20 protein-coding genes, 1 tRNA gene and 1 pseudogene are annotated in these 20,949 nt (G+C 63.6%); 13 read left to right on the top strand and 9 right to left on the bottom strand.

What is annotated here, in order from left to right:
- Positions 1–110: 110 nt before the first annotated feature.
- From AC1Z3V_RS17930 to AC1Z3V_RS17920, 3 genes are all read right to left on the bottom strand, one after another.
- On the bottom strand, positions 111–962 hold the full coding sequence (locus AC1Z3V_RS17930) for a sigma-70 family RNA polymerase sigma factor (protein WP_483500782.1): 852 nt from the start codon (positions 960–962) through the stop codon (positions 111–113).
- Between the two features lie 125 nt (positions 963–1,087).
- Positions 1,088–1,393: a putative quinol monooxygenase gene (locus AC1Z3V_RS17925; protein ID WP_429810706.1), complete on the bottom strand. Its 306-nt coding sequence runs from the start codon at positions 1,391–1,393 to the stop codon at positions 1,088–1,090.
- A 294-nt stretch (positions 1,394–1,687) separates the two neighbouring features.
- Positions 1,688–1,777, bottom strand: a tRNA-Ser gene (locus AC1Z3V_RS17920).
- Between the two features lie 383 nt (positions 1,778–2,160).
- On the opposite strand from AC1Z3V_RS17920, the gene AC1Z3V_RS17915 reads away from it, so the two are divergent.
- The 3 genes and pseudogenes from AC1Z3V_RS17915 (at position 2,161) to AC1Z3V_RS17905 (ending at position 4,557) form a co-directional block, all read left to right on the top strand.
- Positions 2,161–2,478 (top strand): hypothetical protein, encoded by a 318-nt coding sequence (locus tag AC1Z3V_RS17915; RefSeq protein WP_483500780.1) that lies wholly within the window; start codon positions 2,161–2,163, stop codon positions 2,476–2,478.
- Between the two features lie 43 nt (positions 2,479–2,521).
- A complete protein-coding gene (gene msrA, locus AC1Z3V_RS17910) occupies positions 2,522–3,175 on the top strand; it encodes a peptide-methionine (S)-S-oxide reductase MsrA (protein ID WP_483500778.1) in 654 nt (217 codons plus the stop codon).
- Between the two features lie 388 nt (positions 3,176–3,563).
- Positions 3,564–4,557: pseudogene (locus tag AC1Z3V_RS17905) on the top strand (BMP family lipoprotein).
- Positions 4,558–4,639: 82 nt separating this feature from the next.
- Here AC1Z3V_RS17905 and AC1Z3V_RS17900 read toward each other — a convergent pair.
- Positions 4,640–4,849, bottom strand: coding sequence for a SlyX family protein (locus tag AC1Z3V_RS17900; protein ID WP_173515137.1), 210 nt, complete (start codon positions 4,847–4,849; stop codon positions 4,640–4,642).
- 99 nt (positions 4,850–4,948) lie between these two features.
- A complete protein-coding gene (locus tag AC1Z3V_RS17895; protein ID WP_429810698.1) occupies positions 4,949–5,686 on the bottom strand; it encodes a sulfate transporter family protein in 738 nt (245 codons plus the stop codon).
- A 209-nt stretch (positions 5,687–5,895) separates the two neighbouring features.
- Here AC1Z3V_RS17895 and AC1Z3V_RS17890 point away from each other — a divergent pair, with 209 nt between their 5' ends.
- From AC1Z3V_RS17890 to AC1Z3V_RS17880, 3 genes are read left to right on the top strand one after another with little or no spacing between them, the layout of a single operon-like run.
- Entirely contained in the window at positions 5,896–7,257 is a 1,362-nt protein-coding gene (locus tag AC1Z3V_RS17890; RefSeq protein WP_483500776.1) for an amidase, read from the top strand.
- Complete coding sequence (locus tag AC1Z3V_RS17885) at positions 7,254–8,165, top strand: ROK family protein (RefSeq protein ID WP_483500774.1); 912 nt, start codon at positions 7,254–7,256, stop codon at positions 8,163–8,165. The genes AC1Z3V_RS17890 and AC1Z3V_RS17885 overlap by 4 nt, the downstream gene beginning before the upstream one ends.
- On the top strand, positions 8,162–8,887 hold the full coding sequence (locus AC1Z3V_RS17880; RefSeq protein WP_483500772.1) for a copper homeostasis protein CutC: 726 nt from the start codon (positions 8,162–8,164) through the stop codon (positions 8,885–8,887). The genes AC1Z3V_RS17885 and AC1Z3V_RS17880 overlap by 4 nt, the downstream gene beginning before the upstream one ends.
- A 74-nt stretch (positions 8,888–8,961) precedes the next feature.
- On the opposite strand, the gene nagA is transcribed toward AC1Z3V_RS17880, so the two are convergent.
- From nagA to AC1Z3V_RS17860, 4 genes are read right to left on the bottom strand one after another with little or no spacing between them, the layout of a single operon-like run.
- On the bottom strand, positions 8,962–10,122 hold the full coding sequence (gene nagA / locus AC1Z3V_RS17875) for an N-acetylglucosamine-6-phosphate deacetylase (RefSeq protein WP_483500770.1): 1,161 nt from the start codon (positions 10,120–10,122) through the stop codon (positions 8,962–8,964).
- Positions 10,119–11,141 (bottom strand): SIS domain-containing protein, encoded by a 1,023-nt coding sequence (locus AC1Z3V_RS17870; RefSeq protein WP_483500769.1) that lies wholly within the window; start codon positions 11,139–11,141, stop codon positions 10,119–10,121. The genes nagA and AC1Z3V_RS17870 overlap by 4 nt, the downstream gene beginning before the upstream one ends.
- Positions 11,142–11,169: 28 nt before the next feature.
- Entirely contained in the window at positions 11,170–11,934 is a 765-nt protein-coding gene (locus AC1Z3V_RS17865) for a GntR family transcriptional regulator (protein ID WP_429810686.1), read from the bottom strand.
- Complete coding sequence (locus AC1Z3V_RS17860; RefSeq protein WP_483500767.1) at positions 11,931–12,815, bottom strand: glucosamine kinase nucleotide-binding domain-containing protein; 885 nt, start codon at positions 12,813–12,815, stop codon at positions 11,931–11,933. The genes AC1Z3V_RS17865 and AC1Z3V_RS17860 overlap by 4 nt, the downstream gene beginning before the upstream one ends.
- Positions 12,816–13,014: 199 nt before the next feature.
- Between AC1Z3V_RS17860 and AC1Z3V_RS17855 the strand changes: the two genes are divergently transcribed.
- The 7 genes from AC1Z3V_RS17855 to AC1Z3V_RS17825 all read left to right on the top strand — a co-directional run bounded on the left by AC1Z3V_RS17855 (position 13,015) and on the right by AC1Z3V_RS17825 (position 20,948).
- Positions 13,015–13,911 carry an N-acetylmuramic acid 6-phosphate etherase gene (locus AC1Z3V_RS17855; protein WP_483500765.1) on the top strand — a complete coding sequence of 299 codons (897 nt, stop codon included), beginning with the start codon at positions 13,015–13,017 and terminating at the stop codon, positions 13,909–13,911.
- A 57-nt stretch (positions 13,912–13,968) separates the two neighbouring features.
- The gene (locus tag AC1Z3V_RS17850) at positions 13,969–15,228 is read left to right on the top strand and encodes an ABC transporter substrate-binding protein (protein ID WP_483500763.1); all 1,260 of its coding nucleotides are present in this window, start codon (positions 13,969–13,971) and stop codon (positions 15,226–15,228) included.
- Positions 15,229–15,589: 361 nt separating this feature from the next.
- A complete protein-coding gene (locus tag AC1Z3V_RS17845; protein WP_429810678.1) occupies positions 15,590–16,540 on the top strand; it encodes a carbohydrate ABC transporter permease in 951 nt (316 codons plus the stop codon).
- Positions 16,541–16,551: 11 nt separating this feature from the next.
- Positions 16,552–17,391, top strand: coding sequence for a carbohydrate ABC transporter permease (locus AC1Z3V_RS17840; RefSeq protein ID WP_429810676.1), 840 nt, complete (start codon positions 16,552–16,554; stop codon positions 17,389–17,391).
- Complete coding sequence (locus AC1Z3V_RS17835) at positions 17,388–18,452, top strand: Gfo/Idh/MocA family protein (protein WP_483500761.1); 1,065 nt, start codon at positions 17,388–17,390, stop codon at positions 18,450–18,452. The genes AC1Z3V_RS17840 and AC1Z3V_RS17835 overlap by 4 nt, the downstream gene beginning before the upstream one ends.
- A gap of 12 nt (positions 18,453–18,464) precedes the next feature.
- Positions 18,465–19,466, top strand: coding sequence for an ABC transporter ATP-binding protein (locus tag AC1Z3V_RS17830; RefSeq protein ID WP_429810672.1), 1,002 nt, complete (start codon positions 18,465–18,467; stop codon positions 19,464–19,466).
- Positions 19,467–19,736: 270 nt separating this feature from the next.
- A complete protein-coding gene (locus tag AC1Z3V_RS17825; RefSeq protein ID WP_483500759.1) occupies positions 19,737–20,948 on the top strand; it encodes an efflux RND transporter periplasmic adaptor subunit in 1,212 nt (403 codons plus the stop codon).
- The last annotated feature ends 1 nt before the right edge of the window (position 20,949 follow it).

Genomic DNA, 20,949 nt, shown 5'->3' with positions numbered 1-20,949 from the left:
AAGCAAATCCCGCCGAGCTCCAACGGCCATCCATACCAAAGAAAATGCGCGGTACCGCGCAGTCGTCAACAAATGGCGGAGAATGGATCGTCGATCGGCGGAGAAGCCTCTCAAGCCAGACGAACCCAGTCGACGGTTTCAAGCACATAGGGCGCGAAGAGAAAGTCGCGGATCGCGGCGATCTCGTCTTCTCGCCAGTCGAGAAGGACGAAATGCGCCGGCTTCTCCATGGCGCCGTCGAAAACCAGCATCACCGGGCGGCCCTCGATCGCTCCGAGGGCGAAACGCCACCTCGTCTCCTCGGCATAACGGGTGAAATAGCGGCCAATGCCCTCGCGGCCCTCCAGCCTCAGCCTGTTGACCAGCTCGAGCTTGACGTCTTCGGCCAGCATGGCGCGGATCGTGTCGAAGTCGCCGCCCTGGAACAGGCGCACATAGGTCGCCATCTTCTGCCGGTTGGCATCGGACATCAGCGGCAGCCGCATGTCGTCCGGGCGCTCCGCCAGTTGCCGGAGCGCCGCCCGCCCGCGCTGAAGCGCCGATTTGGCCGCCGCCGGCGTGCAGTCGGCAATATCGGCGATTTCTTCGACAGAGTGCCCGAGCACGTCCTTGAGGATCACCGCGCAGCGCTGAAGTTCGGGCAGTTGCAGAAAGGTTTGAAAACCGACCGCAACGATGTCCGCTTCAGGCACGGGTGCGTCTTCCATGTCATCGAGCAGCGGAACGACCTTGTGCCGGGATCGACGGCGCCGGAAATCAAGGCTGGTATTGTGGGCGATGCGAAGCAGCCAGCCTTCGAGATTGTCCACGACCGCACCGTCCGCCCGCGCCTGCAGGGCCTTGATGAGCGTATCCTGCAGCACATCTTCGCCGTCCACGGCCGAGCCGGTCATACGCGCGCAATAGCGATGCAGCCGCGGCCTGAACTCCCGCAGGCGGTCCTCGAAGTCATCCACGTTCATGTATCGGGCTCCATTGGCGCATCTCCAAGCGTCAGCCCATCGGCGACGGCGGCACGATAGCGCGGGTTCGAGGGAATGTCCGCCGCCTTCCGGCCGCGCCAGCGAGCGCCGGCGGCGGATCGATATCACCTGTTGTCGCTGAACACGGCCTCGCCCAGGATCGACTCGAGGCTTGCCAGCTCGAGGATCTGCGGAAAATACGCCTTCATCCGGGCATCGGCCCGCATCGCCTCGACGGCCGCAGGCGTCTCCCATTCCGAGTAGATGATGACGCTAGTCCCGTCCCTGGCGGCGATCAGCCTGCTCGTCCGCCAGCCGCCAAGCGTGCTGATAACGGTTTCGATGTTGCGCTTCAGAAGCGCGATCAGTTGCGCCTGCTTGCCGGGTTCGACCTTCAGCAGATTGACGAGGGTAACAGGTTCGGTGGCCATCAGCGTATCTCCTTTGCTACGGACACAGCAAAGACGAACTGGAGAAGCCAAACGGATCGCGCGAACGTAATTTTTTCGGGAGCCAAAGCGGGTCGATATTCTCGCAAGACAACTCGTCTTCACACCACCGTTTCCGGTGTACTCCCTTGGCAGGGGAGCGCCTTCGACCACTTGTCCGGCCAGCGATGATCGGTGGAGAAACAGGCGCCGGCGACGTTTGCCGATGTACGCGACGGTGGGACACAAATCGCCGTTGGATCGTGTTGGGTGACATCCGAAAATAATGGGGAGAAATGGCGGACAGAGAGGGATTCGAACCCTCGATACGCTTTCACGTATACACGCGTTCCAGGCGTGCGCCTTCAACCACTCGGCCACCTGTCCATCCGTCAGCAGCCGATGGTCAATCCGGCTGGATGGGAAGGGCGAGGCCCTTCGGTGCCAGCCAGCGTGAACCGGCGGACGCGCGTCTATATACCGATGATTTGCCTGGGATCAACTGCTTTCTGACAGATTGTTGACATCTTATGAAACGAGCGACCCGTCGTCCCCATTGTGCGTGCCGGCCGGCACGCCTATCTCTTGCGCCGGGACGAGCGTCACACTCCCGGGCAGGTCCAGATGCCGCATCGGCCAGTGTTCAGATCACCGCACAATTTTGCCGCCGGGTCTTGTCCGAGACCCATGCGATCGAGGAAGATGCCCGACGGACAGCGCGCCTGACCATAACAACGCGCCGGCCGATGGGACGAAGGGAATTTAGATCGATGCGGTTTCTACTGAGACTGGCGAGCGCCGTCGTGTTGTTTGCCGCCGTGCTTGCAGGCGTTGTCGATGCGATCCAGTCGGTCGCCGCATCGGAACTGGTCATGACCTCGCTCGGCGACGATCTGGAGGCGCTTGGCGCCGATACGGCGAGCTGGATCCAGCTTGCTGAGCGTTCCGATACGGCGCCGACGATCTGGCATTTGATCCTGCATTGGGTGCTGATGCAGCCGGCCTTTGCGGTGCTGGCATTGCTCGCGCTCGTTCTGTGGATGGCCGGATACAAGAAGCGACCAGCGGCTGGCCGCTTCGCCGCCTGATTTTCGCGGGGCTCGCCGCCGCACCGACGAAAGGAGTAGGTTGATGTTCCTGATCGACATGTTCAACAAGAAGACGATCATGCCCGATGCGCAGACGGCGCTGCCGGGTCGCGACGAGGCGATCCCGACGGCCGAGACGCATTTCGTTTCCGGCCGGCCGCTGAAAGGCCCCTACCCCGACGGCACGAAGAAGATCCTGCTCGGCATGGGCTGCTTCTGGGGCGCCGAACGGCTGCTCTGGAACATTCCCGGCGTCTATGTCACGGCTGTCGGTTACGCCGGCGGGCTGACGCGGAACCCGACCTATCAGGAGACGACCACAGGGCTCACCGGCCATGCCGAGGTGGTGCTGGTCGTCTACGATCCCGCGAAGGTCCCGCTTGCGACCCTGCTCAAGACCTTCTTCGAGGAGCACGACCCGACCCAGGGCATGCGCCAGGGCAACGATATCGGCACCACCTACCGCTCGGCGATCTATACCTATGACGACGAGCAGTTGGCGGAGGCCGAAGCTGCGCGCACGGCCTTCCAGTCGGCGCTGAAGCACGCCAACCACGGCGGCAGGATCACCACGGAGATCGGCAAGGCCGGCCCGTTCTACTTCGCCGAAGACTATCATCAGCAATATCTGGCGAAGAACCCGAACGGCTATTGCGGCCTGCGCGGCACCGGGGTGAGCTGCCCCATTGGCCACTAGACGGCAAACATGAGATCGCTTCGTTTCGGCCAGAGTGGGATGCCGGCAAATAGACAAGCACACATTTCCTGATCCCGTTCTGACGCCTCGGTAGCGCTCAGGGCAGCGCAAACGCAAGAGGAACACGCACAACCCTGAGGCCGCGCCGGATGGGCGCGCACACTTGCCCGCGTCCTCAAAAGCGCAACAGAACCGGTGCCTTAAGGGCAGCGGCATCTGTGGCTTCAATTTTTACCATCTGAAAAATTTTGAGTGTTTTTTTGCCGTGACCGTGCAAGGATGCGCCACCCTAGCCCCAAGGAGAAGGGGGTGGGTTCCGCAGACAGGCTTCCGTCAGGCAGCCGGCGGGAGGACCCAATAAGATCAATAGCGACAACAGGGCTGCACGATGAAAAAAACAATTCTCGGTCTCTTTGCCTTTTCGATGATGTCCGCCACGGCACTGGCCGCCGACATCAAGCCGGCGATCATCTACGATCTCGGCGGCAAGTTCGACAAATCCTTCAACGAGGCTGCCTATAACGGCGCCGAGAAGTTCAAGACGGAATCGGGTGTCGAATACCGCGAGTTCGAAATCGCCAACGACGCCCAGCGCGAGCAGGCGCTGCGCCGCTTTGCCAGCGACGGCAACAGCCCGATCGTCATGGCCGGCTTCAACTGGGCAGCTTCGCTCGAAGAAGATCGCCCCTGAATATCCGAACACCAAGTTCGCGATCATCGACATGGTCGTCGAAAAGCCGAACGTCAAATCGGTCGTCTTCAAGGAACAGGAAGGCTCCTACCTCGTCGGCGTTCTCGCCGGCCTCGCTTCCAAGTCGAAGACCGTCAGCTTCGTCGGCGGCATGGACGTTCCGCTGATCCACAAGTTCGCCTGTGGTTACGTCGGCGGCGCCAAGTCGACCGGTGCTGACGTCAAGGTTCTGGAAGCCTACACCGGCACGACGCCGGACGCCTGGAACGACCCGGTCAAGGGTGGCGAAATCGCCAAGTCGCAGATCGACCAGGGTTCGGATGTCGTCTACCACGCTGCCGGCGGCACCGGCGTCGGCGTTCTGCAGGCAGCAGCGGATGCAGGCAAGCTCGGCATCGGCGTCGACTCCAACCAGAACGGCCTGCAGCCGGGCAAGGTTCTGACCTCGATGCTGAAGCGCGTCGACGTCGCCGTCTATGAAGCCTTCAAGGCGGCCAAGGACGACAAGTTCGAATTCGGCATTTCCAACCTCGGCCTCAAGGAAGACGGCGTCGGCTATGCGCTCGACGACAACAACAAGGCGCTGATCACGCCCGAGATGCTCGACGCGGTGGAAAAGGTGAAAGCCGAAATCATCGCCGGCAAGGTCGAAGTTCACGACTACATGAGCGACGAGTCCTGCCCCTACTAAGAACAGCGCTTAGGGAACGAAAAAGGCCGCCGGTTCGTTGCACCGGCGGCCTTTTTGTTTGCTCCGGCTTTTGCGGCTACGCTCAATAGTGCGGCGGCCGGGTGATCGCCGGCGCGTCGAGCGATTGCTCCTCCAGCGTCAGGAAGCGCTCGGTCAGCCGGTCGAGCTTGGCGCGCGTCTGCTCCACCACCTTCCATTGCTCGGCGAGCTGATCGGAAAGTTCCTCGATGGTCTTGGCCTGATGGGCGACCGTTTCTTCGAGGTGGGTGATCCGTTCGTCCGTCTTGTTCATCTGCATCACTCCGTCCTGCCATGCGCCGGCCTGCGCGCAGCACAATGGGATTTTGCCGGCAGATTGGCCACAGCCGGCATGATGTCAAGCAAGAGCATCTCAGGCCTTCGCCGCAGCACTGCCCGACAGCGAAAATCCGGGGTCCTTTGCCGAAAGCCGCTTATGCAGATGCACCATCAGACCGGCAGCAAAGAGCGGCGTCAGCAGGTTGACCACGGGCACCGCCAGAAAGGCCGCAAGCAGAAGGCCGGCGAGGAACACGGTGGAGCGGTGCTTCTCGCGGAAGAGCCGCGCCTGCGCCGGCGCACGATAGCGCATGGCCGCGAACTCGAAGAATTCGCGTCCGAGCAGGTAGCCGTTGACCAGAAAGAAGGCGACCAGATTGACGCCCGGAACGAGCAGCAGGAAGAGTGCCACCAGGTTGCCGAGGATGACGACGCCGAGGAACTTCACCGAGCCGGCGATCGCCTCGCCGAGCGGTAAAGGCCGACCCTTGGGCTCGTTCGGATAGTCCCGCTTCTCGATCACCTCGGCAACGTCGTCGAGGAAGAAGCCGGCAATCAGCGCGGTGACGGGCGCGAGCAGCAGAGCAAGCGCAAGCGCCAACCCGAGGCTTGCAAAGATGCCGAGAACGAATGTCAGCCAGCCGGCCCAGACGGGCGTGCCCGGCATCAGCGTATCGATCCACGGCAGCGCCAGCCAGACGAACAGTTCGCGCAGGGCAAACCAGAGCGCCACGAGCGCCAGGATCGTCAGGCCCAGCACCTTCCAGAAAACCGACCTCGTCTCGGGCGCAAGCAGATTGGCGAGCGCAAGCCGTGCCGCATCCAATATCATCATCGCTCTCCAGTGTCGGCCAACGTTCGATGAGGCATGTAGGCAGAGGCGTTGCGGCCGGCAAGGCGTGCCCGGCCTGCGCATGGTCTTTATGCAAGATTCATGGGTCTCGCCTATGTGGAGCATGGAAAACGCCAAGGGCGACGATATGCTAGGGGATAGGCGCAGTTGCCCGTGGCAGACAATAACGGCGGTACGCGGAGGATGACGTGACAGAACAGAAGACACTTGCCAGCCTTTCCGTGCTCGTTCAGAGCGGCAGGCTGGACCCCGTCGACCTCGCCAAGGAAACCTATGCGGCCATAGACGCGCATGGCGACTATGCCATCTTCGTCGAACTGACGACTGAGCGCGCGACGCACGATGCGGACGCCGCCTCGAAACGCCTCAGGGCGGGACGTTCGCTCGGGCTGCTCGACGGCCTGCCGGTTGCGTGGAAGGACTTGTTCGACATGGCCGGCAGCGTCACGACCGCCGGCTCGACGGTGTTGCAGACAAGCGCGCCGGCAGGGAGCGACGCTCCGGTCGTCGCCGCCATTGCCGCCGCCGGCATGGTCAGTGTCGGCCGCACCAATATGAGCGAGTTCGCCTTTTCGGGCCTTGGTATCAACCCGCATTACGGCACGCCGAGGAACCCAGCGGCCACGGACGTCGAACGCATTCCCGGCGGCTCGTCGTCAGGCTCTGCGGTCGCGGTCGCGGCCGGGCTGGTACCGGTGGCCATCGGCACCGACACCGGTGGCTCCGTCCGTATTCCCGCGGCGATGACCGGCATCGTCGGCTACAAGGCGACACGCGGCCGCTACGCGATGAAGGGCGTCTATCCGCTGGCCGAAAGCCTGGATTCGCTTGGGCCGCTTTGCCATACGGTTCAGGATGCGATCTGGGTCGACGCCGCCATGCATGGGCTGACGGCGCCAACGGTGCGCCGCGCCGACCTCTCGGGTGTCTCGCTGGTGATCCCGGAAACGGTGGTCTTCGACGATGCAGAGACAGAAGTCGTAGAAGCCTTCGAGGATGCCATCCGGCGGCTCGAACGAGCCGGTGTTGCCATCACACGCCGCGCCTTCCCGGCCTTTTCGGCGATCTTCGGGCTGATGGCGCGTCATGGCGCCCTGGTGACGGCGGAGGCCTATGCCCTTCACCGCGAACGACTTGCCGGTCCCGAAGCCAATGCCATGGACCCGCGCGTCGTTGCCCGCACGCGACTCGGCGAGAAGATCACCATGCCCGACTACATTGCCTTGCTCGACGCGCGCGACCAGCTGATCCACGAGACGGTCGACAGCCTGAAGCCGAACGAGCTTATCGCCCATCCGACGCTGCCGCATGTGGCGCCGCCGATCGCGCCGCTGATCGAGGACGACGAGCTGTTCTTCAAGACCAACGCCAAGACGCTCCGCAACACGTCGATCGGCAACTTCCTGGATTTCTGCGGCATCTCCATTCCCTGCGGTACCGGTGCGGCGGAAATGCCCGTCGGCTTCCAGCTTGCAGCCCCGCATCACCAGGACGACAGGCTGCTTTCGGTGGCGCTTTCGGCCGAAGCGATCATCCGGGGTGAGGCATGATCGTCTGCTTCGATATCGGCGGCTCGGCGATCAAGGGCGCGATCGTCCATTCGCGCGATCGGATCTTCCCATTGCCGCGACGGACGACGCCGCTCACCAATTTCCGCCAATTCGTGCAGGTGCTCGAATCGGTGCTCGACGAGGCGGGCGGGCACCCGGACTGCGTCGCGATCTCGATCACCGGCGTCATCGATCCCGAGACGCGGCAGATCAAATGCGCCAATATCCCCTGCATCGACGGGCGTGAATTGGTCGCCGAACTGGAAGCGGCGCTGCATCTGCCGGTGAAGATCGCCAATGACGCCGACTGTTTCGCACTCGCCGAAGCCGGCGCCGGCGCCGGCCGTGGCCATCGTATCGTCTTTGGCGCCATCCTTGGTACCGGGGTCGGCGGCGGCCTGGTGATCGACGGCCGGCTGATCAATGCGGATGGCGGCTTTGCCGGCGAATGGGGACACGGCCCGGCGATCGCGGCGCAGGCCGGTCATCCGCCGATCGCCATTCCCGCCTATGACTGCGGCTGCGGCCAGAAGCGCTGCGTCGATACTGTCGGCGGGGCGCGCGGGTTGGAGCGGCTGCACCAGACCGCGCATGGCAAGACGCTTTCGAGCCATGAGATCATTGAGGCCTGGCGGGCGGGCGACGCCGAGGCGAAGTGCACGGTTGAGCTTCTCGTCGATCTCGTCAGCTCGCCGCTGGCGCTCGTCATCAACATCACCGGCGCGACGATCGTGCCGGTCGGCGGCGGCCTTTCCAATTCCGAGGAATTGCTTGCTGAAATCGACGGAGCGGTCCGTAGCCGGATTCTGAGGCAATTCGATCGGCCGCTGGTGGTGCGGGGCGAGTGTCGGGTCGAGCCCGGCCTGATCGGCGCGGCACTGCTCGGACTGGGAGAGGAAACGGCATGAACGGCATCAAGCTCGAAGTCTGCGTCGATGATGCCGAGGGGTTGAAGGCGGCCATCGAGGGCGGAGCCGACCGCATCGAGCTCTGCGCAGCGCTTTCCGTCGGCGGCCTGACACCCAATCCCGGACTGATGGCGTTGGCCGGTCCGCCGCCAGTGCCCGTTTACGCGATGATCCGCCCCCGCCCCGGCGATTTCGTCTTCTCCGCCGCAGACCTCGACGTCATGCGTCGCGACATCGACGCGGCGCGCGCCGCCGGTCTGGCGGGCGTCGTGCTCGGCGCCTCGCTTGCCGACGGCCGCCTCGATGCCTCAATGCTCATCAAGCTCACCGGCCACGCAGCCGGCCTCGGCATGACGCTGCACCGCGCCTTCGATCTCGTGCCGGATTTTGCCGAGGCGATGGAGGTGGCGGCGGAACTCGGCTTCGAACGCATCCTGACCTCGGGCGGCGCCAAGAGCGCGCCGCAGGCAATCGATCGATTGTCCGAAATCGTCGGTCTCGCCGAGGGTAGGCTGTCGATCATGCCGGGGTCCGGCGTCATGCTCGATACGGTCGATGGCCTTCTCGACCGGCTGACCGTCGGCGAGGTGCATTCCTCCTGCTCCGTTCGTGATCCGGCTCAGGATCGGCGGCTGGTCGAGATGGGTTTCGTCTCGGCCGATCGGCGGCGCACCGATCTAGAAACGGTCCGGGCGATGAAGGCAAGGCTTTCGGCGCGCTGAAATAACATCACCGAAGTGAAAAAACCCCGGACAGGCTTTGCGCTGTCCGGGGCTTTTGTCTGACGGCGTGACGATCAGGCGGCGTAGACCTGAACGCCGCCAATCCAGGTGGAGCCCATGCCGAGCTCCGGCGTCAGCAGCACGAAATCCGCGTCGGCGCCGGCCTTCAGCCGTCCTTTGTGAGTGGCAAGCCCCATGGCATCGGCCGGATAGGCGGAAGCCATGCGCAAGGCTTCTTCCACCGGCAGGCCGAGCTTCTCGTGCACGAAGCGGACGGAGGAGAGCATGTCGATGTCGGCGCCGGCGAGCGTGCCGTTCGCAAGCGTCAGCCGGCCGCCCTCGCGCAGGATCTCGCGGCCGTTCAACTGGAAGCTGGTCATGTCGGTGCCGATCGGCGACATCGCGTCGGTGACAAGGAAGATCTGGCCCGGACCGGTCTTGGCGCGAAGCGCCACGCCCATCGAGGCCGGCTCGACATGGTAACCGTCGGCGATGAGGCCCGCATGCAGCGTGCCGGTGGCAAGCGCCGCGCCGACGACGCCGGGTTCGCGATGACCGAGACCGCTCATGGCGTTGAACAGGTGGGTCACCGTCCTGGCGCCTGCTCTCGCATAGGCAACGGCGGTCTCGTAGCCGACATCGGTGTGGCCGAGGCTGACGACGACGCCGGCATCGGCCAGCGCCCGCACCTGCTCCCTGGTGGCGTTTTCCGGCGCCACCGTCACCATCAAGACGCCGAGCGCTTTCGCGCAATCGAGCATTTCCGCGAGATCGGCATCGTCCATCGGACGGATCAGTTTCGGATCATGGGCGCCCTTGCGCGCGACCGAGAGATGCGGGCCCTCGAGATGCAGCCCGAGGAAACCGGGCACGCGTGCGGCCTTGGCATCAAGGCCCGCCTTGATGGTGGCGCTTCTGACTTCGCGCGTATCGGTGATCAGCGTCGGCAGCAGTGCGGTGGTGCCGAACTTGGCATGCGCCGAACAGATCTGCCGGATGCCCTCGACGCTGGGCTCCTCATTGAGAAGCGCGCCGCCGCCGCCATTGACCTGCAGGTCGATGAAGCCCGGCACGAGCAGCATGCCATGCGCATCGATCCGTTCGGCATCGGCAGGAACATCGGCCGATGCCACGATCGCCTTGACGCGGCCGGCCTCGATCACGAGGGCACAGCCATCGTGCCATTCAACACCGTCGAACAGGCGAGCGCCGGTGATTGCCTTCCTCTCGCTCATCTCGTCTCCGTTACCTTCTTGAGGCTTGCCGGCGCATCGGGGTTGAGACCGCGCGAGCGCGACCAGGCTTCGACGAAGCCGTAGAACGGCAGGATCAAGGTCAGCGCGTCCGTGATCGGATGGCCCGTCTCGACGAACGGCAGACGCCTGGCCTTGGCCGCACGGCTCGACGTAACATGAACCACTGCGCCTTTTTCCGCCATACCGTCGGCGATGCCGGCGACCGAGGTTTCCGCCGCATCGCGAGCTGCGAGCGTCAAGACCGGGAACTTGGCGCCGACGAGCGCCACCGGTCCGTGCAGCACTTCCGCCGCGGAATAGGCTTCCGCGTGCATGCCGGAGGTTTCCTTGAACTTCAGCGCCGCCTCGCTGGCAATCGCCAGCGCCGGGCCGCGGCCGAGCACGTAGAGCGATTCCGCCTCGCCGAGATCGTCGGCAAAGGCCTGCCAGTCGAGCTTCACCGCCTTGGCAAACTGGTTCGGCAGGTCGGCAACCGCCCGCTTAAGCGCGGCGTCACCGGTCCATTCGCCGAGCACGGCAAGGCCGGCAACAATCGAATTGACGTAGGACTTGGTGGCCGCGACCGCGATCTCGGGGCCAGCCAGAATGTCGAGCGGGTGGGTGCAGGCCTCGGAAATTGGCGAGGGCAGCGTGTTGGTGAGCGCAATCGAGACGGCCCCGGCGTCGGTCGCGGCCTTAGCCATGGCGACGATGTCAGGGCTCTTGCCCGATTGCGAAATTGCGATCGCCGCCGCACCGCCGAGCTTCAGCTTGGCGCCGTAGATCGAGGCGAGCGACGGGCCGAGCGAGGCGACCGGCCGGCCGGCCTGCAGTTCGATCGCATATTTCAGGAAGAGCGCCGCGTGGTCGGATGAGCCGCGGGCGATCGTCACCAGGAAGGCCGGATCCTTGGCGCGTAAAGCAGCGCCGGCGGCCTTCAACTGATCGGCGGAACGCTCGAGCAAGCGCTGGGCGGCTTCGGGTATTTCGTCGATTTCTCGGCGCATGTTGGTCTGCATGGTCAATTCCTTTCTGCGGGCGGTCGCTTTAGGATTCCGACAGCGTCAGTTCCGCGACAAAATCATAGGCATCGCCCCGGTAGAGCGAGCGGGTGAATTCGACGACACGTCCCGATGCGAGATAGGAGACGCGTTCGATGGAAAGGCCGGCCGAGCCGACGGCAACGCCGAGCATCGAGGCATCCGGGTCCTTGATGTTGCAGGCGGAGATGCGCTGAACGGCCCGAACCGGACGCGAGCGCGTCTTGTCGAGCGCGGAATAGAGCGACGAGGTGACGGCCTGCGGATCCGGCAGGAACTCGGCCGAGATGCTGGCACGCTCGATTGCGAGCGGCATGTCGTCGGCAATGCGCAGGCGCCCGAGGCGGGCGACCAAGGCATCGGCCGGCAAGCCCAGCGCCATCATCTCGTCCGGCGAAGGATGGAACAGGCCGCGCTCCAGCCAGCGCGCATGGGTATTGAGCCCGCGGCGCGCCATGTCCTCGGTGAACGAGGTCAGCCGTGACAGCGACTGCTGCACCTTGGATACCGGCTTGACGACGAAGGTGCCGGAACCATGGCGGCGCACGAGCAATCCGTCGCGCACCAGATCATCCACCGCCTTGCGCACGGTCACACGGCTGATGTTGGCGTAGTCGGCGAGATCACGCTCCGGCGGCAGGGCATCGCCGTGATTGAGCTTGCCCGATTGGATCGCCTCTTCGAGCGACTGCCGAAGCTTGAGATAGAGCGGCCCCGCGCCTCCGGACTGCAGACCTTCGAGCGGCAGAATGGATGCGAGCTGATGCGTCATGCGCCTGCCCTCGCCTGGGAGCCGAAGCGCTGGGCGGCAAGTGCGACCGCGCCGGTCAATGCGTCCGCTTCCGCCTCGACGAGCAGCGCCTGGTGCCGCTCGGCGAGCCACGGACGATAGAGCGGAGCCAGTCCGCCAAGCAGGCACAGCCGCTCGCATCCCCTGGCGACGACCACGTCGAGCGCCTGATCCACGGTGACCGCCGCGGCCTTCAGCAGTCGCACGGCAACGGGGTCGCCGGCGGCAGCGCCTTCGAAGACGCGCGGCGCATAGCGGCCGAATTCGCCCGGCTTGGCAAGGCGGGCGAAATCGACGACATCACGCGGGTCGTTGTTGAATTCAGCCATGACGCTGTCCGTGACGGCGGAGGCCTCGTGGATATTGTCGAAGGCGAGCAGGCTTTCCTGCAGAAGGGCATGTCCGATGCGCGCGCCGCTGCCGTGATCGCCGATGGTGAAGCCCCAGCCGCCGACATAGCTGACGGTTTCGCCCTGGCGCAGGATATAGATGGTGCCGGTGCCGAGGATGGCGACCGCGCCGTCCTGGTTGCCGAGTGCGCCCTGCAGTGCGATCAAACCGTCCGATTCGATATCCGCGGCAGCGAAGGGCAGACGACGCTTCACATAGTGCACGGCGTCGCCGACATTGTGTCCGGCCACCCCGACGATCGCCTTCGCGGCAGCAATGCCCTCAGGATCGAGGCCGGCCTCTTCGAATGCAGCGCGCGCAGCTTCGCCAATATTGGCGAGCGCGGTCTCCGGGTCGGTCAGGATGTTGGCGGCGCCGGCCTTGCCGCGCCCGAGAATGCGGCCATCTGCCGTTGCGACGGCCGCCCGGCAGCTCGTCCCGCCACCATCGATTCCAATCAGGTAATTTGTCATGAGCACCTCCGCCCACTGAGGATACCAAAAAAATACCAATAACCAAGTGCGAATCGGTCAGCACTTTCGTTTTCGCCGCAATACATTGAAATTTAAGCGCTAATTTAGACAATCAGTTTTTTCAGGCGCCAAAAGTTAAATTCTGCTGGACAATTGGTATTTTTTTGGCATTAATTTCAACCGAGAGGAGACACGACCCATGCCGTCAGCAAAGACCGAAGAGCGTCACGACAACGCCAAAGGCCTGGATCTCATGCATCCCGCGCTGGCGCTGCGGCTGCTCGCATCCGGCCAACAGGCGGCCGCCAAGAGCGTCGATGCGGCAATTGAGTCGATCTCTGCAGCCGCCTCCATCGCCGCCGAAGCACTTTCTTCAGGCCACCGCCTCGCCTATGCCGGCGCCGGCAGTTCCGGCCTGATGGCGATGGCCGATGCGCTCGAACTGCCCGGCACCTACGGTATTGCCCAGGAGCAGATCGTTATCCTGCTTGCCGGGGGCGCTGCGAGCCTCAGTGATCTTGCCGGCGGCTATGAAGACGATATGGACCTTGCCCGCGAGGACGTGCGCAAGGCCGGCATCGGTGCAGGCGACTGTCTCGTTTCCGTTTCCGCCAGCGGCTCCACCCCTTATGCGCTTGCCGCCGCCGACGAGGCCCGCAAGCTCGGCGCGAAGGTGATCGCCGTCGCGAACAATCCGGGTGCCGCGCTCTTTAGAGATGCCGACGTCTCGATCCTCCTGCAAACGCCGCCGGAAGTGGTCTCAGGCTCGACCCGCATGGGCGCCGGCACGGCACAGAAGATCGCCTTCAACATGTTCTCGACGCTGGTCGGCATCCATCTCGGCCACGTGCTCGACGGCCATATGGTCAACCTGCGCGCCGACAATATCAAGCTGCACGGCCGCGCCATCCGCATCGTCACCGATATCACCGGCGTCAGCGCCGCCGAAGCCGGCCGGTTGATCAACATGGCCTCAGGCTCGGTCAAGGTCGCGATCCTTCTCGCCTCGGGCGCGAAGGACGTGGCGGCTGCCGACGCCGCGCTGAAAGAGGCCAAACAGAACCTGCGCCGGGCGATCGATATCGTCTCGGCCTAAATGAACTTTGGGATCTGAACCGCGCCAAAGCGGCGCCTATAAAAAGGGAGAACCTGCATGACCCGTACAACAATCAAAGGCCTGCTGCTCGCTTCGAGCATTCTCGGCACGGCCGGTCTGGCGCACGCCGAGGACGTGACGCTGACGATCGAAAGCTGGCGCAACGACGACCTGGCGATCTGGCAGGAAAAGCTGATCCCGGCCTTCGAAGCGAAGAACCCGGGCATCAAGATCAAGTTCGCCCCGACGGCGCCGACCGAATACAACGCGGCGCTGAACGCCAAGCTCGACGCCGGATCTGCAGGCGACCTCATCACCTGCCGCCCGTTCGACGCCTCGCTCGAGCTCTTCAACAAGAAGCATCTCACCGACCTGACCGCGCTGCCGGGCATGGAGAACTTCTCGCCGGTCGCCAAGTCCGCCTGGACCACCGACGATGGCAAGACGACCTTCTGCGTGCCGATGGCTTCGGTCATCCACGGCTTCATCTACAACAAGGACGCCTTCGACCAGCTCGGCATTCAGGTCCCGACGACCGAAGCCGAATTCTTCGCCGCGCTCGACAAGATCAAGGCCGACGGCAACTACATCCCGATGGCGATGGGCACCAAGGACCTCTGGGAAGCCGCAACTATGGGCTACCAGAACATCGGCCCGACCTATTGGAAGGGTGAAGAGGGCCGCGCTGCCCTGATCAAGGGCGAACAGAAGCTGACCGACGAGCCGTGGGTCGAGCCCTATCGCGTCCTTGCCAAGTGGAAGGACTACCTCGGCGACGGCTTCGAAGCCCAGACCTATCCGGACAGCCAGAACCTCTTCACGCTCGGCCGTGCCGCGATCTATCCGGCCGGCTCCTGGGAGATCGGCCTGTTCAACACCCAGGCACAGTTCAAGATGGGCGCCTTCCCGCCGCCGGTCAAAAACGCCGGCGACACCTGCTACATCTCGGACCACAACGACATCGGCATCGGCCTCAATGCCAAGAGCGCACACGCCGAACAGGCCAAGACCTTCCTGACCTGGGTCGCTTCGCCCGAGTTTGCCGAAATCTACGCCAACGCGCTGCCGGGCTTCTTCAGCCTGAATTCGCAGCCGGTAAAGATGGCCGATCCGCTCGCTCAGGAATTCGTCTCCTGGCGTGAAAAGTGCAAGCCGACGATCCGTTCGACCTACCAGATCCTGTCGCGCGGCACGCCGAACCTGGAAAATGAAACCTGGGTCGAATCGGCCAATGTGATCAACGGCACGGATACGCCGGAGGTTGCTGCCGAGAAGCTGCAGAAGGGCCTCGACGGCTGGTACAAGCCGGCGAAGTAAGACGTAAGCGCAACAGGTTCCCTCCCCTTCGGGGGAGGGTCGGCCCTACGGCATGCCCCTCCGTGTCCTTCCGGACGCAGAATGGTCGCCGTAGCATTTTGAAGGCTGCATGTTTGTCCTTGTGACATTTGCAGCAAGGCCGGGCGGGGCGGCATGCCGCATGAGGCACTCCCCCAGCCGAAGCGTCACAGGCCTCCCTTCTTGGGAGGCCACCGACGCAGTCGTTTGCAAAAGAACGCGATAGACTTAACCTTCGTCATGAAGCCCAAAACGGGCAGATGGCACACGGCGAGACCGGCCGTGTGGCGTCGGTGCGCATCGTGATTGTCTGGGGACCGGTCTTCTAGAAACGGATGGACCAATGAGTGACGCTCTTTCAGTGCAAGACGGACAGCCGACCGCAAGGCGGCCGAAGCGCTGGCACATCCTCGTTTTCCTGCTACCGGCCTTCCTGATCTACTCGGCGGTCATGATCCTGCCGCTGATCGAAACACTCCGGCTGTCGCTGTTCAACACGGTGGACGGCCAGCCGGCCTTCGTCGGGCTCGCCAACTTCCAGACATTGTTCGGCGACGAGCGCTGGGCCCACGACTTCTGGAACGCGCTGAAGAACAACGTCATCTTCTTCATCATCCACATGTGCGTCCAGAACCCGATCGGTGTCGCGCTCGCCGCGATGCTGTCGATCCCGAAACTGCGCTTCGTCACCTTCTACCGCACGGCAATCTTCCTGCCGACGCTCCTGTCCTTCGTGATCGTCGGCTTCATCTGGAAGCTGATCCTGTCGCCGATCTGGGGCGTGTCGCCCTGGATGCTCGATCTCGTCGGCCTGAAGTCGCTGTTTGCGCCCTGGCTCGGCAAACCCGGTTCGGCGCTCATCGCCGTGTCGCTGATCTCGGTCTGGCAGTATGTCGGTATTCCGATGATGCTGATCTACGCGGCCCTGCTCAACATTCCGGATGAGGTGATCGAGGCCGCCGAATGCGACGGCGTCACCGGCTGGAGCCAGTTCTGGAAGATCAAGCTGCCGCTGATCCTGCCGGCCATCGGCATCATCTCGATCCTGACCTTCGTCGGCAACTTCAACGCCTTCGACCTGGTCTACACGGTCCAGGGGGCGCTTGCCGGCCCCGATGGATCGACCGACATCCTCGGCACGCTCCTCTACCGCACCTTCTTCGGTTTCCAGCTCCAGCTCGGTGACCGCTCCATGGGCGCGACGATCGCCACGGTGATGTTCCTGATCATCCTCGCCGGCGTCTCGCTCTACCTCTTCGTCATCCAGCGCCGCATGCGCCGCTACCAGTTCTGAGGAGATCGGAGATGTCGAAAGCACGCAATTCCATCTTCCGCACCGGCTTCGTGCATGTGGCGCTGATCGCCTACACGCTTGTGTCGCTGTTTCCGGTGTTCCTGACGATCATCAACTCGTTCAAGGATCGCAACGCGATCTTCCGGGCGCCGCTGACGATCCCGACGCCGCAGACCTTCAGCCTGATCGGATATGAAACCGTTCTCGGCCAAGGGGATTTCGCCACCTATTTCCAGAACAGCTTCATCGTCACGGTCGTCTCGATCGCGCTGGTGCTGCTCTTCGGCGCGATGGCCGCCTTCGCACTGTCGGAATATCGCTTCCGCGGCAACACGGTGATGGGTCTCTATCTCGCGATCGGCATCATGATCCCGATCCGGCTCGGCACCGTCGCCATTCTCCAGGGCATGGTCGCCGCCAACCTGGTCAACACGCTGACAGCGCTGATCCTGGTCTATACGGCGCAAGGCTTGCCGCTCGCGATCTTCATTCTCTCGGAGTTCATGCGAACGGTTTCGGATGATCTCAAGAACGCCGGGCGCATCGACGGACTGTCGGAGTACTCGATCTTCTTCCGCCTGGTGCTGCCGCTGGTGCGACCGGCCATGGCGACGGTTGCAGTCTTCACGATGATCCCGATCTGGAACGACCTCTGGTTCCCGCTGATCCTGGCGCCGGCGGAAGCGACCAAGACGGTGACGCTCGGCTCGCAGATCTTCATCGGCCAGTTCGTCACCAACTGGAACGCAGTGCTGGCAGCGCTCTCGCTCGCCATCCTTCCGGTCCTCGTTCTCTACGTCATCTTCTCGCGGCAACTGATCCGCGGCATCACGGCAGGAGCAGTCAAGTGAGCGCCAGCAGCAAACCGGTCCGGGTCCTCGTCGCAGGACTCGGCAACATGGGGCGCAGCCATGCGCTCGCCTATCACAACAATCCCGGCTTCGAGATCGTCGGCCTCGTCAACCGCTCGAAGGTGCCGCTGCCGGAGGAGCTCCGCGGCTATGAGATTCATCCGGATTTCAAGACGGCGCTTGCCGAGCTGAAACCGGATCTCTGCTCGATCTGCACCTATTCGGACAGCCATGCCGATTTTGCGGTCATGGCCTTCGAAGCCGGTGCCGACGTTTTCGTCGAGAAGCCGCTTGCAACTACGGTTGCCGATGCCGAGCGCGTCGTCGCGGCTGCGAAGAAACACGGCCGCAAGCTGGTGATTGGCTACATCCTGCGCCATCACCCCTCGTGGATCCGGCTGATTGCCGAAGCGCGCAAGCTCGGCGGTCCGTACGTCTTCCGCATGAACCTGAATCAGCAGTCGAGCGGCCCGACCTGGGAGACGCACAAGGCGCTGATGAAGACGACGTCGCCGATCGTCGATTGCGGCGTGCACTATGTCGACATCATGTGCCAGATCACCGACGCCAAGCCGGTGGAAGTGCGCGGCATGGGGCTTCGCCTCTCCGACGAGATCGCGCCCGACATGTACAATTACGGCCATCTGCAGGTGATCTTCGAGGACGGTTCGGCCGGCTGGTACGAGGCCGCCTGGGGCCCGATGATCTCGGAAACGGCCTTCTTCGTGAAGGACGTGATGTCGCCGAACGGATCGGTGTCGATCGTCATGGACCAGAATGCGAAGTCCGACGACATCGACATGCACACCAAGACCGCGGTGATCCGCCTGCACAGCGCCGAAACCGGCCCGGACGGGCGGTTCCTCAAGACTGACGAGGATCTGAAGATGGACGGCGAGCCCGGCCACCAGGAACTCTGCGACCGCGAGCAGGCCTATGTGCTGAAGGCCATTCGCGAAGACATCAACCTCGACCGTCACATGAACGATGCCGTCCAGTCGCTGCGCATCTGCCTCGCCGCAGATGAAAGCGTACGCACCGGCAGACCAGTCAAACTCTAAGGGGGCAACCAGGTGGGATCGCTTCAACTCAAATCCATCCGCAAGGCCTATGGTAGCCATGAGGTGCTGAAGGGCATCGACCTCGAGGTGAAGGACGGCGAGTTCGTCATCTTCGTCGGCCCGTCCGGCTGTGGCAAGTCGACCTTGCTGCGCACCATTGCCGGTCTCGAAGACGCGACCTCCGGCAGCGTCCAGATCGACGGCACCGAAGTCGGACACGTGGCACCGGCCAAACGCGGCATCGCCATGGTGTTCCAGTCCTATGCGCTCTATCCGCACCTGACGGTGAAGGACAATATGGGGCTCGGCCTGAAGCAGGCCGGCGCTCCGAAGGCCGAGATCGACAACAAGGTCGGCAAAGCGGCGAGCATGCTGTCTCTGGACCCCTATCTTGCCCGGCGCCCGGCCGAGCTTTCAGGCGGCCAGCGCCAGCGCGTCGCGATCGGCCGCGCGATCGTGCGCGAACCGAAGCTCTTCCTGTTCGACGAGCCGCTTTCCAACCTCGATGCGGCACTGCGCGTCAACACCCGGCTCGAGATCGCAAGGCTGCATCGCAGCCTCAAGGCAACGATGATCTACGTGACCCACGACCAGGTGGAGGCGATGACGCTCGCCGACAAGATCGTCGTGCTGAACGCCGGCAAGATCGAGCAGATCGGCTCGCCGATGGATCTCTACAACCGCCCCGCCAACGTCTTCGTCGCCGGCTTCATCGGCTCGCCGCAGATGAACTTCATCGAGGGCGCGCGGCTCGGCGACGCCGGCGCCAAGACGATCGGCATCCGGCCCGAGCACATGGCGCTTTCGCGCGAGAGCGGCGACTGGAAGGGCAAGGTGATCCACGTCGAGCACCTCGGCGCCGACACGATCGTCTACATCGATTCCGAACAGGCCGGCACCATCACCGTCCGCCTCTTCGGCGAGCATCGCTACGCACCTGACGACATCGTCTATGCGACGCCGATGGTCGGCAGCATGCATCGTTTCGGCGACGACGACCGCGTTCTCGCCTGATCCATTTTGGGGCCGGCGCCCCATCACAGCTACGTGAAAATCAGCCGCCACAGGAGCTAAATCCCTGTGGCGGCTGAATTATTTTTTTGACTCCATGCCCCGCCTCGCGCTGTTGCACTGCATCGCGAATTAACATACATTTGTGTTTGTATATTAGCTTTCCGGTATTTGCCGAACCTGATACCGGTTCCGCTCCCCTTCACTTCCGGACCGCACGGGCACCTTGCGAGATGCACCTGTTGCCTGCGGTCACCGAATATGGACATCGCTATGCGCATGAACCGACCGACACTGGCCGCCGCCTTGGCAACTGTGATTCTTCTTTCCGGCTGCCAGAAAGAGGAAGCACAACAGGGCGCTGCCGCATTCCCACCGTCCGCCGTCGCGGTCTTCACGACCAAGGCCGAAACACTGCCGATCACCAACGAGCTGCCCGGCCGCATCGCCGCGACCCGGGTCGCCGAGGTCCGCCCGCGCGTCTCCGGCATCGTCGTCGAGCGCGTCTTCCAGCAGGGCTCCAAGGTCAATGCAGGCGACGTGCTCTACCGCATCGATCCGGCTCCCTTCCGCGTGCAGGTCGAAAAGGCAGAGGCAACGCTGCGGCGCGCCCAATCCATCCGCGTCCAGGCTCAGCAGAAGGCCGACCGCCAGGAGCAGCTGAAGAAGGCGAATGTCGTCGCCGCGCAGCAGTTCGACGATGCGGCCGCCCTGCTCGCCACCGCCGACGCCGATGTTGCGATCGCCGAAGCTGGCCTCGCCGCAGCCAAGCTCGACCTGCAATATGCCGACGTGACGGCACCGATCAGCGGCCGCATCGGCCGTGCGCTGATCACCGAAGGCGCCCTCGTCAGCACCAACAGCTCGGAAAATCTCGCGACGATCCAGCAGCTCGATCCGCTCTATGCCGACTTCACCCAGTCGGCGACCGACCTCATTCGCCTGCGCAAGGCGCTCGAGGACGGCAAGATGATGAGCGGCGACGACGAGGAAGCCGAAGTGCAGCTCGTGCTCGACGACGGCACGGCCTACGAGCACAAGGGCAAGCTCCTGTTCTCCGAAGCGGCCGTCGATGCGACGACCGGCCAGGTGACGCTGCGCGGTGAGTTCCCGAACCCCGACAACGACCTGCTTCCAGGCATGTATGTCCGCGTGCTCGTGCAGCAGGGCGTCGAGAAGGACGCGATCACCGTTCCGCAGCAGGCCGTCCAGCGCAACAATGCCGGCCAGTCGCAGGTCTATGTCGTAGGCGCCGACAACAAGGTCGAGTTCCGCAACGTGACGCTCGGCCGCACGATCGGCACCCGCTGGCAGGTGACCGCCGGCCTCAAGGCCGGCGAGAAGGTCATCGTCGAAGGCTTCCAGAAAATCGGCCCCGGCGCACCGGTCGAGCCGACGGACTGGAACCCGGAGGCCAAGCCGACCGCCGAAGCGGCGCAGACGACGGCATCTGCCGACGAGAAGCCTGCCGAAGTTACAAAGTGAG

The sequence above is a fragment of the Ensifer sp. 38_S197 genome (assembly GCF_056924495.1).
The sequence above is the reverse complement of the archived record's forward strand: the minus strand, read 5'-3'. Positions and strand labels throughout refer to the sequence as shown.